This is a genomic window from Roseomonas chloroacetimidivorans, assembly GCF_049629625.1.
Classification (GTDB): Bacteria; Pseudomonadota; Alphaproteobacteria; order Acetobacterales; family Acetobacteraceae; genus Roseomonas; species Roseomonas chloroacetimidivorans.
The window spans coordinates 98,431-111,178 of record NZ_JBNBZS010000021.1 but is presented as its reverse complement, the minus strand read 5'-3'; the positions used below and the strand labels follow the sequence as shown (position 1 = coordinate 111,178).

General features: G+C 66.8%; 11 protein-coding genes. 5 read left to right on the top strand and 6 right to left on the bottom strand.

What is annotated here, in order from left to right; translation table 11 throughout:
- The first annotated feature begins 129 nt into the window (after positions 1-129).
- Positions 130-261: a hypothetical protein gene (locus ACO1BU_RS17425; protein WP_424137236.1), complete on the top strand. Its 132-nt coding sequence runs from the start codon at positions 130-132 to the stop codon at positions 259-261.
- Between the two features lie 90 nt (positions 262-351).
- On the opposite strand, the gene ACO1BU_RS17420 is transcribed toward ACO1BU_RS17425, so the two are convergent.
- From ACO1BU_RS17420 to ACO1BU_RS17395, 6 genes are all read right to left on the bottom strand, one after another.
- The gene (locus ACO1BU_RS17420; protein ID WP_424137235.1) at positions 352-2,820 is read right to left on the bottom strand and encodes a glycogen/starch/alpha-glucan phosphorylase; all 2,469 of its coding nucleotides are present in this window, start codon (positions 2,818-2,820) and stop codon (positions 352-354) included.
- A 95-nt stretch (positions 2,821-2,915) separates the two neighbouring features.
- Positions 2,916-4,367, bottom strand: a complete 1,452-nt coding sequence (glgA, locus tag ACO1BU_RS17415; protein WP_424137234.1) for a glycogen synthase GlgA — start codon at positions 4,365-4,367, stop codon at positions 2,916-2,918.
- Positions 4,364-4,531: a hypothetical protein gene (locus tag ACO1BU_RS17410; protein WP_424137233.1), complete on the bottom strand. Its 168-nt coding sequence runs from the start codon at positions 4,529-4,531 to the stop codon at positions 4,364-4,366. Before ACO1BU_RS17410 ends, glgA begins: the two co-directional genes overlap by 4 nt.
- A 283-nt stretch (positions 4,532-4,814) precedes the next feature.
- Complete coding sequence (locus ACO1BU_RS17405) at positions 4,815-5,087, bottom strand: hypothetical protein (protein WP_424137232.1); 273 nt, start codon at positions 5,085-5,087, stop codon at positions 4,815-4,817.
- Between the two features lie 437 nt (positions 5,088-5,524).
- A complete protein-coding gene (gene glgC / locus ACO1BU_RS17400) occupies positions 5,525-6,793 on the bottom strand; it encodes a glucose-1-phosphate adenylyltransferase (protein ID WP_424137231.1) in 1,269 nt (422 codons plus the stop codon).
- Positions 6,794-6,972: 179 nt separating this feature from the next.
- The gene (locus ACO1BU_RS17395) at positions 6,973-8,634 is read right to left on the bottom strand and encodes an ABC transporter substrate-binding protein (protein ID WP_424137230.1); all 1,662 of its coding nucleotides are present in this window, start codon (positions 8,632-8,634) and stop codon (positions 6,973-6,975) included.
- Positions 8,635-8,767: 133 nt separating this feature from the next.
- Here ACO1BU_RS17395 and ACO1BU_RS17390 point away from each other — a divergent pair, with 133 nt between their 5' ends.
- From ACO1BU_RS17390 to ACO1BU_RS17375, 4 genes are read left to right on the top strand one after another with little or no spacing between them, the layout of a single operon-like run.
- Positions 8,768-9,820, top strand: a complete 1,053-nt coding sequence (locus tag ACO1BU_RS17390) for an ABC transporter ATP-binding protein (RefSeq protein WP_424137242.1) — start codon at positions 8,768-8,770, stop codon at positions 9,818-9,820.
- Entirely contained in the window at positions 9,817-10,803 is a 987-nt protein-coding gene (locus ACO1BU_RS17385; protein WP_424137229.1) for an ABC transporter ATP-binding protein, read from the top strand. Before ACO1BU_RS17390 ends, ACO1BU_RS17385 begins: the two co-directional genes overlap by 4 nt.
- Positions 10,804-10,816: 13 nt before the next feature.
- Entirely contained in the window at positions 10,817-11,770 is a 954-nt protein-coding gene (locus tag ACO1BU_RS17380) for an ABC transporter permease (RefSeq protein WP_424137228.1), read from the top strand.
- A complete protein-coding gene (locus ACO1BU_RS17375; RefSeq protein WP_424137227.1) occupies positions 11,767-12,672 on the top strand; it encodes an ABC transporter permease in 906 nt (301 codons plus the stop codon). Before ACO1BU_RS17380 ends, ACO1BU_RS17375 begins: the two co-directional genes overlap by 4 nt.
- Positions 12,673-12,748: the final 76 nt, after the last annotated feature.

Here is a 12,748-nt window from a genome sequence, read left to right as displayed (position 1 = left end):
TACGAATTAATCCCCAGCATGCCTGAGCACAGGCTCGTCCCGCTCATGACAGCCTTCGCCAAAGCCGTCGCGCAGACCAGCACCTTCAGCAACCTACTTGCTCATGCGCAATGAGGGGATCATTGAGAGGTGCGGCAACTCGTCGACTTGTTTGAGCGACGCGGTACGTCGGGCGGGATGAATGGGGCTTCTATCCGGGCCATCCTGGCGGATGAGGTGGAGACCACGGCACAGGAGCTGATCCGGCGCCTGCATCACTGAGGCTCACAGCATTGCCGACCGGGGATGCACATCCAGGCGGCCCTGTCCGCCCATAAGCGGCCATCGGGATCTTTCCCGGGACCGGTCCGCTCAGCCCGGCACGACCTTCCAGATATCCTCGGCGTATTCGCGGATGGTACGATCCGAGGAGAACCACCCGACATGGGCGGTGTTCAACACCGCGGAGCGCCACCAGGAATCCGGCTGCCCCCAGCGGGCCGCCACGTCGCGCTGCCGCGCGTGATAGGCGTCGAAATCGGCGGTGACCAGATAGCGGTCATTGTTCAGCAGGTCCTCCACCAGCCCGCGATAGCGGTCTGGCTCACCGGGCGAGAAGACGCCGGAGGCAATGGCGTCAAGCGCACCACGCAACTCGGGTGAAGCCGCCACCGCCTTGCGCGCGTCGTAGCCAGCGCGCTTGCGTTCGGCCACCTCATGGGCGGTCAGGCCGAAGATGAAGATGTTGTCCTTGCCCACACGCTCATTGATCTCGACATTCGCGCCATCCAGCGTGCCGATGGTGAGCGCGCCGTTCAGCGCGAGCTTCATATTGCCCGTGCCGGAGGCCTCAAGCCCCGCTGTTGAAATCTGCTCGGACAGATCGGATGCCGGAATGATCGCCTCGGCAAGGCTGACATTGTAGTTCGGCAGAAAGGCGACCTTCAGCAGCCCGTGCAATGTCGGGTCGTCATTGATGGCGGAGGCCACGTCGTTCGCCAGGCGGATGATGAGCTTCGCCTGATGATAGCTGGGCGCGGCCTTGCCGGCGAGGATCTTCACTTGTGGCACCCAGCTTCCCGTGGGACGCGCGCGCATCTCGTTGTAGAGCGCAACGGTCTGCAGGATGTTCAGCAGCTGCCGCTTGTACTCGTGGATGCGCTTGATCTGCACGTCGAACAGCGCATCCGGATCGATGCGGACGCCGATGCGCCCGGCGATGAGGGCGGCCAGGCGTTCCTTCGAGGTCCGGCGCTGGGCTGCGAATTTCTGCCGGAAACCAGTGTCCGCAGCGAAGGGAACAAGATCCCCCAGCCGGTCCGGGTCATCCAGTACGGCCGGGCCGACGGCCTCGGTCAGCAGCCTGGTCAGGCCGGGATTGGCGCGGTGCAGCCAGCGGCGAAAGGTGATGCCGTTCGTCTTGTTCGTGATGCGGTCACCACAGACATGGTTGAGATCGGCGAAGACGGTGTCGCGCATGAGATGAGAATGCAGCGCCGAGACGCCGTTGATGCGGTGCGAACCGACGAAGGCGAGATGGCCCATCCGCACGCGCCGGCCGTTCCGCTCGTCGATGAGGGAGACGGAGGAGAGGAGGGAGTCCCCCGCGCCCTTGTTACGCGCGCGGTCCAGGTGGTTGGCGTTGACGAGATAGATGATCTGCATGTGCCGCGGCAGCACGCGCTCCATCATCGGCACGGCCCAGGTTTCCAGCGCCTCGGGCATCAGCGTGTGGTTGGTGTAGGAGAAGGTGGCCTGGGTGATCTCCCAGGCCTTGTCCCAAGCCATGCCATGCACGTCGACCAGCAGGCGCATCAACTCGGCCACGCCGATCGCCGGGTGGGTGTCGTTGAGCTGGGCAGCGGTGCGCTCCGCCAGGTTCGACAGGTCCGGATGATAGGAGAGATGCCGGCGGATGATGTCCTGCAGGGAGGCGGAGGCGAAGAAATATTCCTGCCGGAGCCGCAATTCCTGGCCCGCCTCGGTCTCATCGCCAGGATACAGGACGCGGGAGATCGCCTCGGCCCGCATCCGTGCGGCCTGGGCGCCGACATGGTCGCCGCGGTTGAACTCGTTGAGCTGCAGCGGGTCGGTCGCGCGGGCGGACCAGAGGCGGAGCGTGTTGACCCGCTTGCCGCGCCAGCCCACCACCGGTGTGTCATAGGCCAGCGCCTTCACGATCTCTCCGGCGTGCCAGACCATGCGGGTCGAGCCGTCCGCCGAGACCTCCGGCCGCACATGGCCGCCGAAGCGCACTTCGTAAACGAGGCTGGAGCGCTCGAATTCCCAGGGATTGCCCAGGGCCAGCCAGTCTTCCGGCACCTCGTGCTGGATGCCGCCGGCGATGATCTGGCGGAACAGCCCGTGCTCATAGCGGATGCCGTAGCCATAGGCCGGCACGCCGATGCTCGCCATGCTCTCCATGAAGCAGGCGGCCAGCCGGCCGAGGCCGCCATTGCCGAGGGCCGCATCGGGTTCCTGGGCGGCCATCGTGTCGAAATCGATGCCGAGGCTCTCCAGCGCCTGACGCGCCATCTCCAGCATGCCGAGATTGCCCAGCGCGTCGGAGAGCAGGCGGCCGATCAGGAACTCCATGGAGAGATAGCAGACAACCTTGCGGTCTTCCGCCCGCGTCTCGTCATTGGAGCGGCGCCACTCGTCCACCACGCGGTCACGCGCGGCAAGCGCGGTGGCGAGGTACCAGTCGCGTGGGCTGGCGCGCTCCATTCGCCCTCCGACCTGGTAGACGAGCTTGGCGAGGATCGCCTCCCGCAAGGCTCTCACCGCCGCCGCGTCGGGCGTGTCGATATCCGGGAGAATGGGGGCGGGGCTGTCGTTCATTGGCCGTCCTGTGCAGGGGGGGCGCCGCCTATGGTAGAGGAGGCTGAACGCGGCACGCGAATAGGCTTGGAAGGTTTCTCGCCCTGCGGGAAGCGTCAAGCCGCGCTGGCGAGTTCTCGGTACAGGGTCGCATAACGGTTAGCGGAGCGAGCCCAGCCGACCGGCGCACGCAGAGCGTTCGCCTGCGTTGTGGCCCAGATCTCGCGATCCTGCCACATTCCGGCGAGCCGGGCGAGCGCGGCTTCCAGGGCTGGCGTGGTGGTGGGTGCGAACTGCAGACCCGTGGCGACGCCCATGGCGAGCGCGGCCTCATTCGCGTCGATCACCGTATCGGCCAGCCCGCCCACACGTGCCACCACCGGCAGGGCGCCGTAGCGCAGAGCGCAGAGTTGCGTCAGCCCGCAGGGCTCGAAGCGGGAGGGAACGAGAAGGGCGTCGCAGCCGCCCTGGATGAGATGGGCAAGCCCCTCGTCATAGCCGATCCGCACGCCGACACGGCCGGGATAGGCCTCGGCGGCGGCGCGGAAGCCTGCTTCCAGCCCGGGATCGCCCGCGCCCAGGATGGCAAGGCGCATGCCATGGCCGAGCAGGGTGGGCAGAGCCTCCAGCAATAGGTCCATGCCCTTCTGGTCGGTCAGGCGGCTGACCACGCCCAGGACCAGCGCCTCCGGTTCCTCCGCCAGCGCCATGCGGGCGCGCAGGGCCGCGCGGTTCGGCTCGCGCGCGGCGGGGCGGTCCGCGTTGAAGGGCGCGGCAAGATGCGGATCCCTGGCGGGGTTCCAGGTGGTCTCGTCGATGCCATTCAGGATCCCATGCAGCGCCCCGGCCCGGCTGCGCAGCAGGCCATCCAGCCCCATGCCCTCCGCCGGAGTCGTGATCTCCCGTGCATAGGTGGGGGAGACAGTGGTGATGCGGTCCGAAAGGCGCAGCCCGGCTTTCAGCGCGCTGATGCCGCCGAAAAACTCCACCCCTTCGATGTCGAAGGCCTCAGGGGGCAGGCGGAGCTCGGCCAAAAGGCTGGCGGGTGCCCAGCCCGGGAAGGCGAGGTTGTGCACGGTGAGAATCGTGCCCGGCCGTTGGCCGGCCCCGTAATGCAGATAGGCGGGGGCGAGGCCGGCCTGCCAGTCATGGGCGTGCAGCACATGCGGCCGCCAGCCTGGCAGGACGCCGCGCCCGATTTCGGCGGCCGCCCAGGACAGGGCGGCGAAGCGCTGCGGATTGTCGGGCCAGTCCCGGCCCTGCGGGTCGGCATAGGGGCCGCCGGGCCGGGCATAGAGATGTGGCGCATCGAGGATCAGGAGGTCCAGCCCCGCCGCATGCGCCGTCAGCAGGTTCGCCGGGCCGCCGAACAAGTCCGCGAAGTGGTGCAGGGGCGATGTGGGGCCGGCCTTGGCCAGCACGGCGGGGTAGCCGGGCAGGAGCGTCCGCACCGCCACGGATTCCACCGCCAGCGCCGCCGGTAGGGCGCCGACCACATCAGCCAGCCCGCCTGTCTTGACCAGCGGGTAGCATTCGGACGCGACGGAGAGGACACGGAGCGGGATCATTCGCTGGTCCGGTGCGCCTGGGCTTTGGAATCCGACACGCGTTTGACCCCACGGACCGCAGTGATCAATGGCTGAGCCGGGACAAGCCACAATCGGCCGTGCCGGGCATCAGCAGCGGCGGCGCCGCACAGGTCGGAAATGACGATGTGGCGGTCTTCGGTCAAGCTGGTGCATCCCTCGCGCGAAGTTCGTGCGGCGGGCTAATCCGGGGCTGGTGTTGGAAAACGGCTATCGTACTTCCGGCCCTTCGGCAGCATTGCCGCCGGAAGAGCCGGTTAAGCCTGCCCCAGGAAAGGCGACCGCTTCCGGGATTGGATAATGCGTGCCCATCACTCCTTGGCGATGGGCATGTCCTGGACCGCAGGCCCAAGCCAAACGACGAGCCGCTTCGTAACCGGCTATGCCCACAAGGCAGCCGGCGATGGCGAATCGATCGCGCAAGTCCTGTCAGGGCGAAGCGAGTGGAATAAGCTGCGCGCGCATATCCAGCGCCAAATCAGCGATGGACGATTCGGATCGCTGTTGCCGCTCGAAACCAGACTCGGCCGGCTCTGTCAGCTCCGCGCCGCCGACAAGATTCGCCGGCCATCCGTGAACCGTGGCGAGGACCTCCATGAGAACCTCTTCAGCATCGCTGATGCCGTGGGCCGAAGCGTATCGCGCCAACAATTCGACCGCGGCGACGATGGCGGAGGCCGAAGGCGGGGTGGCGAAGCTCATGGTTTCCTCTACCGGGAAGTGGGTTGAGCAAGCCTTTTCAGGCGTTCGTACAGGCACGGTCCACCAAACGATCATCCGATAGGACTTGGTAAAGTCAACGGGAGGCTTTCAGTAAATTTTAAACCTTCTGTCATCGACATGCAGCAAATTGCGCAAGATAGACGCTATTGAGAATCTCTCGCGCCTTTCCGCTTTTGTGGCCAGATAGGGGCTCTGACCACTAGAAGCTCGAAAGGCGGGAATGGATCGTGGAGGACGGGCCGAGCGAAGGCCCCTCCTGCAAGGGGTCGCTAGGCGCGCACTCAACAAGGTGTTTTCCAGGACAGCCTCTGAAGCGGCCGAAACACAACGCAAGGAGCTGGCTTCCAAGCCCCGGAATTGGCCCCCGACAACAGGATACGAGGGAGACAGTTCCGGGGTCGTGCGCTCCGGCGGAACTAATTCGCCAGCGCGTCAATCATGGGCTGCGTGATAAGGCAGACCCCGCCTGGGGAGCGGCGGAAGCGGCGAGCATCTTCTTCAGGATCCTCCCCGACCACCAGGCCCGGAGGCAGGACGACCCCACTATCCACCACGACCTTCTTCAGCCGTGCATGGCGGTGAACCTCCACGCCAGGCAGGAGCACAGCTCCCTCGATCTGACCGTAGGAGTGGATGTGCACATTGGAGAAAAGTAGCGAACGCCGGAGATGAGAGCCTGAGATGATGCAGCCCCCGGATACCAGGGAGTCCACCGCCATGCCGCGGCGATCGTCATCATCCATCACGAACTTGGCCGGGGGCGTCACCTCCGCATAGGTCCAGATCGGCCAGTCCCGGTCGTAGAGATCGAGCGAGGGAACGACGTCGGTCAGGTCGATATTGGCCTGCCAATAAGCATCCAATGTTCCGACATCGCGCCAATAGGCCTCCGCCTCATCGCCAGAGCGGACGCAGGAATCCTCGAAGCGATGCGCCACCGCGGTGCCGCGCGCGACCAGGGCGGGGATGATGTCCTTGCCGAAATCGCGGCTCGATCCCGGGTTGGCGGCATCGCGGCGCAGTTCCTCCGCCAGAAGGCGCGTCTCGAAGACATAGATGCCCATGGAGGCGAGGGCGTGGTCCGGCTTGCCGGGAATTGAGGGCGGGTCCTTCGGCTTTTCGAGGAAGGAGATGACGCGGTCGGATTCGTCCACATGCATCACGCCGAAGGCGCTGGCCTCCTGCCGCGGCACCTCGATGCAGGCCACGGTCACGTCGGCACCCGATTCGCAGTGCCGGTGCAGCATCACCTCATAGTCCATCTTGTAGACATGGTCCCCGGCCAGGATGACCATGTACCGAGGACCGTAGCTCTCGATGATGTCGAGGTTCTGGTACACGGCATCGGCCGTGCCGGCATACCACTCGGTCTCCGACACGCGTTGGCTGGCGGGGAGGATGTCGAAGGTCTCGTTCCGCTCCGGTCGCAGGAAGTTCCAGCCGCGCTGCATGTGACGGATCAGGCTGTGCGCCTTGTACTGCGTTGCGACCCCGATGCGGCGGATGCCGGAATTGAGGGCGTTGGACAGGGCGAAGTCGATGATGCGGGACTTGGCACCAAAGAAGACCGCGGGCTTGGCGCGGCGGTCGGTCAGCTCCATCAGCCGCGATCCGCGGCCGCCGGCCAGGACATAGGCCATGGCGTGACGTGCCAGGGGCCCGGAAAGTACCGGCCTCGAAGACATACTCTTTTCGAACCTCCCGCGGGAATCGCCCAATCATGGCAGCTTTCCGGCGGCCGGGAATGGGGGGCGGAGGCGGATCGAGGACACGGACGCGCGAGTCCGGCCCGTAAGCGCAGACGGGCCGCCCTGCAAAGGGCGGCCCGCCGATCACCGGCCCGAGGATCGGGGCTGGGCCGGGATCAGTTCATCGACATGGTGGCGATGTCGATGAACCAACTATGCGGCTGCACCACGCCGCTCACGCGTGGGGAGATGGCGCGGGGGCCCACGTCATGCGCCACCCAGAGGAAGGGTGCCTCTTCCACGATCCGCTTGTGCAACTGGGCCAGCGCCGCGTCGCGTCCCGCCGCATCGAAGGTGGTGCGGGCCGTCGCGATGAGCTGGTCGAATTCCGGGTTCGAGAAGTACCCCCAGTTGTTCGAGACCGGCGGCTGCGCGCTGGTCGCGACGAAGCGCACCATCGCGAAGAAGGGGTCCATGGCGGCGAAGCTGATATTGGTGGCGTTGGCCCCGCGGGCGCCCGGGCTACGCGCGCCTTCCCGCCAATTGTTGAAGATGGCGTTCCACTCGCCGACCTCGATCTGTACGTCGAAATAGCACTCGCCCAGGGCCTGCTGGAGGAACTCGTTCATCGTCAGCGGCTGCATCTGGCCGGAGCCAGAGGCCGAGGTGAGCACCTTCACCGCCAGGCGGCGCTGCGGGGAGTAGCCGGCCTCCCGCATCAGGCGCTGCGCCTCCCGCAAGTCATAGCGGATGTCGAAGGAGGGATTGCCCCACCAGGGATGGCCCGGGCCCACCGTGCCCTTCGGGATCTCCATCTGGCCGGAGAGAAGGGTCTTCAGCTCCTCGCGGTTGACGCAGAGATTGGCGGCGTGGCGGACTCGGCGATCCAGCCAGGGCGAGCCCTCGGCGAAGGAGAATTGCCAGGGCCAGACATGGGGCTGGGCGTTCTGGTAGATCTTGAAGCCGCGCGAGGTGATCTGCTGCAGGGCATCCGGCGCCGGTGCCTCGATCCAGTCCACCTGGCTGCCCAGCAGCGCGGCGGTGCGGGTGTTCGCCTCCGGGATGGGCAGCAGCACCACACGGTCGATCTTCGGGCGGCGCGCCGGATCCCAGTAGTCACGGTTGGCCACCATCTCGAAGCGCTCACGCGGGACGAGGCGCACGCCGCGGAACGGGCCGGTGCCTGAGGGATCGGCCGCGAAGGCAGCCCAGGCCTGGTTCGCGCGCTGACGGGGATCGGTGACGCTGGCCGGTACCGCCGCCAGCTTCGCCGCCCAATGCGTGGGCGAGACGATGAAAAGGTTGGTGAGGTTGATCGGCAGGAAGCTGTCCGGCTCGCTTGTCGTCAGCTCCACCTCATATTCGGAGATGGCGCGGGCCGATTTCAGTGTCGGCATGCGGCTGACGGTCAGGCCGACCTGGGCGGCGTCGTAATGCGGCGCGGACTGGTCCAGCACCTTCTGGACGTTCCAGACCACGGCGGCGGCATTGAAGGGGCTGCCGTCATGGAACTTCACGCCCTGCCGCAGGGTGAAGCGCCACTTGGTCTTGTCGCTCTCATCCACGCGCCAATCGGTGGCCAGACCGGGAATAGTAACGGAGGGCTTGTCGGCGCTGGAAAGATCCCAGTTCACCAGCGCGTCGTACATGGGGATACCGGTGAACCGGTTGCCTTCGAAGCCCTGGTCGGGCTGGCCGGAAGTGCGGGGGATATCGGCGGCCGTCATGCCGATCCGCAGCACCTTTTCCTGGGCGCTGGCCGGCCCGGCATCGAACAGGCCCAGGCCGGCGAGCAGGGCACCGGCCATGAGCCAGGCCCGCCGCGTGATGTTCTTCATGCGCATCCCCTCCGTGAATGACGGTGCAGCCCGATCGAGGCAAGTTCGGTGCCAAGCAGGGCGGAGTGCGGTGGCCCGGGAGTTGCATCGTCTGGAACGGCCGGCGCCATTTCGCCCGGCCTTATGGGTGTTCATGACGGTCCAGAACGAAATTTTGCCGCCCCTGCCGGATATCGGTGGCCCCGCCCAGCCATTGCTGACGGTGCGCGGACTGACGAAGCACTTTCCCCTGAAAAGCGGCTTCCTCGGCCGTGCCTCCGGCGTGGTGCAGGCAGTGGACGGCCTCGATTTCGACGTCCGCAAGGGCGAGACGCTCGGCATCGTCGGCGAGTCCGGCTGCGGCAAATCCACCACCTCGCGGCTTGTGATGGCGCTGATGACGCCGACCTCCGGGGAGGTGGTGTTCGACGGGCAGGCAGTGGGGGGGCGCGAGCTGCCCCTGAAGGAATACCGCCGCCAGGTGCAGATGGTGTTCCAGGACAGCTACGCCTCCCTGAACCCTCGCCTGACAATCGAGGAATCCATCGCCTTCGCCCCGCAGGTGCACGGGCTGGCGCGGGGCGATGCGCGGGCCCGGGCACGGGACCTGCTGGCGGCGGTGGGGCTGAACCCCGACCAGTTTGCCCGGCGCTACCCGCATGAGCTCTCGGGCGGGCAGCGGCAGCGCATCAACATCGCCCGCGCCCTGGCCTTGCGGCCGCGTCTGGTGATCCTGGACGAGCCGGTTTCGGCCCTCGACAAGTCCGTGGAGGCGCAGGTGCTGAATCTGCTCCAGGATCTGAAGGGCCAGTTCGGGCTGACCTATATGTTCATCAGCCACGACCTGAACGTGGTTCAGTACATGTCGGACCGCGTGCTGGTCATGTATCTCGGCAAGGTGGCCGAGATCGGGCCGGTGGAGGCGATCTATGCGGCCGCCGCGCATCCCTACACGGCCGCGCTGCTGGCCAGCCGGCCCTCCATGGACCCGGACCTGCGCCGGACGGAGCCGCCCCTGACCGGCGATCCGCCCAATCCCATCAACCCGCCCTCCGGCTGCCGCTTCCACACGCGCTGCGCCTTTGTGGAGCCGGTCTGCTCCACAGTGGAACCACCGCTGCATCCGGCACCGGCCGGGCAGCGGGCGTCCTGCCTGATGGTGGTGCCGAACAGCGGGCACAGCCGAGCCCCGAAGGTGGCCGCATGAGCGAACCTCTTGTCCATGTGCGGGACCTGAATGTCCGCTTCGTCTCGCGCGATGCCACGGTGCACGCCGTCAACGGCGTGTCCTTTGATCTGGCGGAGCGGGAATCCCTCTGCATCCTCGGAGAGAGCGGATCGGGCAAGTCGGTCACGCTCCGTGCCCTGATGGCGCTGAACCCGCCGCGCCGCACGAAGCTGTCCGGCACGGTGCGGGTGGGCGGACACGACATCATCGCGGCTTCCGAGCGGAAGATGGCGGATATCCGCGGCAGCACGGTGTCCATGATCTTCCAGGAGCCGATGACGGCGCTGGACCCGGTCTTCACCATCGGCCGGCAGATCGCCGAGACGGTGATGCGGCATGAGCGGGTGAGCCGCGCCGAGGCCGACAAGCGGGCGCTGGAACTGCTGGAACTCGTGCAGATCCCCTCCGCCAAGCGGCGCCTCGCGGCCTATCCGCATGAGCTGTCCGGCGGGTTGCGGCAGCGCGCGATGATCGCCATCGCCCTGTCCTGCCGCCCGAAGCTGCTGCTGGCGGATGAGCCGACCACGGCGCTGGATGCCACGGTGCAGATCCAGATCCTGCTGCTGCTGCGCCGCTTGCAGCAGGAAATGGGCATGGGCGTGATCTTCGTGACCCACGACCTGGGCGTGGCGGGCGAGATCGCGGACCGGGTGGCCGTGATGTATGCCGGCAAGTTCATCGAGGAGGGGCCGGTGCGCGACCTGATGCGCAACCCGCTGCATCCCTATGCCCAGGGCCTGCTCGGCGCCACGGTCCATGCCGGGATGCGGGGCGAGCGCCTGACCACCATCCCCGGCGCGCCGCCGAACCTGGAACGCGTGCCGCAGGGCTGCGCCTTCGCTCCCCGATGCCCCTATGTGGGGGAGGAGTGCTTGCCCGAGGTGCCGGCGTTCCGCGGCCCCGTCCCCGGCCATGCCGCGCGCTGCGTGCGCGTGCCCGATGCCATGACCCAAGCTGCCTGAGCCGGAGCGACCGATGCTCTTCTACCTGATCCGGCGCATTCTCTACGCCATCCCCATCGCCCTGGCCGTTGGCCTGGTCTGCTTCATGCTCGTGCAGATCGCACCGGGCGATCCAATCAACGCTATCGTGCCCGCCGATGCGCCGCAGGAGGTGGTGGACCAGGTCCGTCGCGACTACGGGTTGGACAAGCCGCTGCCCGTGCAATTCGTGATCTGGCTGTCCCGCGTCGTGCAAGGCGATCTCGGCCGGTCGCTGGCCACCGGGCGGCCCGTCACGGCCGATCTCTATTCGGCGGTGGGCAACACCCTCATGCTGGCCCTGGTGGCGGCGGCGATCGGCTTCGTGATGGGCTCGATCCTCGGGACCATTGCCGCGGTGTTCCGGGGCAGCCTGCTGGACAAGGCGGCGGTGGGCCTGGCAGCGGCCGGCGTCTCCATCCCGCATTACTGGCTGGGCATGGTGCTGGTGGTGTTCTTCAGCGTGATGCTCAACTGGCTGCCCGCCATGGGCGCGGGGCCGGGCGGCTCCGGTTCCTGGGCCTGGGATTGGGCGCATGTGCAGTTCCTGGTGCTGCCAGCCGTCACCCTCTCTGTCATTCCCATGGGCATTGTCACCCGCACCGTGCGCGGTGTGGTCATGGAGCTGCTGAGCCAGGACTTCGTGACCACGCTGCGTGGCAAGGGGCTGCGCCGCGGCGGGATCGCGCTGCATGTCGTGAAGAATGCTGCACCCTCCGTGCTGGCGGTGATGGGCCTCCAGCTCGGTTACCTGATGGGCGGCTCGATCCTGGTGGAAACGGTGTTCTCCTGGCCGGGCACGGGCTTCCTGCTGAACAGCGCGATCTTCCAGCGCGACTTGCCGGTGCTCCAGGGCACGATCCTGGTGCTGGCGATCTTCTTTGTGGCGCTCAACCTCGCGGTGGACCTGATCCAGACCGCGCTCGACCCCCGGATCCGCCGCGCATGAGCAGCACCATCGCAACACCACCCGCCATTGCCGTTCCGCAGCCGACGCCATCCCGCAGCCGGGGCTACTGGCAGGGTGTGGCACGGCGCCTCTCGCGCGATCCGGTTACGCTGTTCTTCGGCTTCGTGCTGCTGCTGATGGCCCTCGCCATCCTCTTCGCGCCGCTGATCGCGCCGCATGATCCCTATCAGACCAGCATGATCCGGCGCCTGAAGCCCGTGGGCTTCCAGGACTGGCGCTACCCGCTGGGCACGGATGAGCTGGGGCGCGATCTGCTGACGCGGCTTCTCCATGGCGGCCGGCTCTCCTGGTTCCTTGGCATCACGCCCGTGCTGATCGCCTTCGCGATCGGCGGCACGCTCGGGGTGATCGCGGGCTTCGCGGGTGGCTGGGTCAACATGCTGATCATGCGGACCACGGACGTCTTCTACGCCTTTCCATCCGTGCTGCTGGCCGTGGCCATCTCCGGCGCGCTGGGGCCCGGCATTTCCAACGCCATGCTGTCGCTGACGCTGGTCTTCATTCCGCAGATCATCCGGGTGGCGGAGAGCACCACCACCTCCGTCCGCAACCTCGATTATGTCGAATCCGCGCGGGCCAGCGGCGCGGGGGCCATGACCATCGTGCGCGCCCATGTGCTGCCCAACGTGCTTGGCCCGATCTTCGTCTATGCCACCAGCCTAATCAGCGTCTCGATGATCCTGGCTTCCGGCCTGTCCTTTCTCGGCCTCGGCACCAAGCCGCCCGAGCCGGAATGGGGGCTGATGCTGAACACGCTGCGGACGGCGATCTACACCCAGCCCATCGTCGCCATGCTGCCGGGCGTGTGTATCTTCTTGACGAGCATGTGCTTCAACATGGTCAGCGACGGGCTGCGCACAGCCATGGATGTGCGGGGGTGAGGGGCCGGGGGAAGTTCGCTTCCCCCAGTCTTCCTTCCTCGGCACGCGGGTTGCTTCGGTCGTCCGGACCAACCCG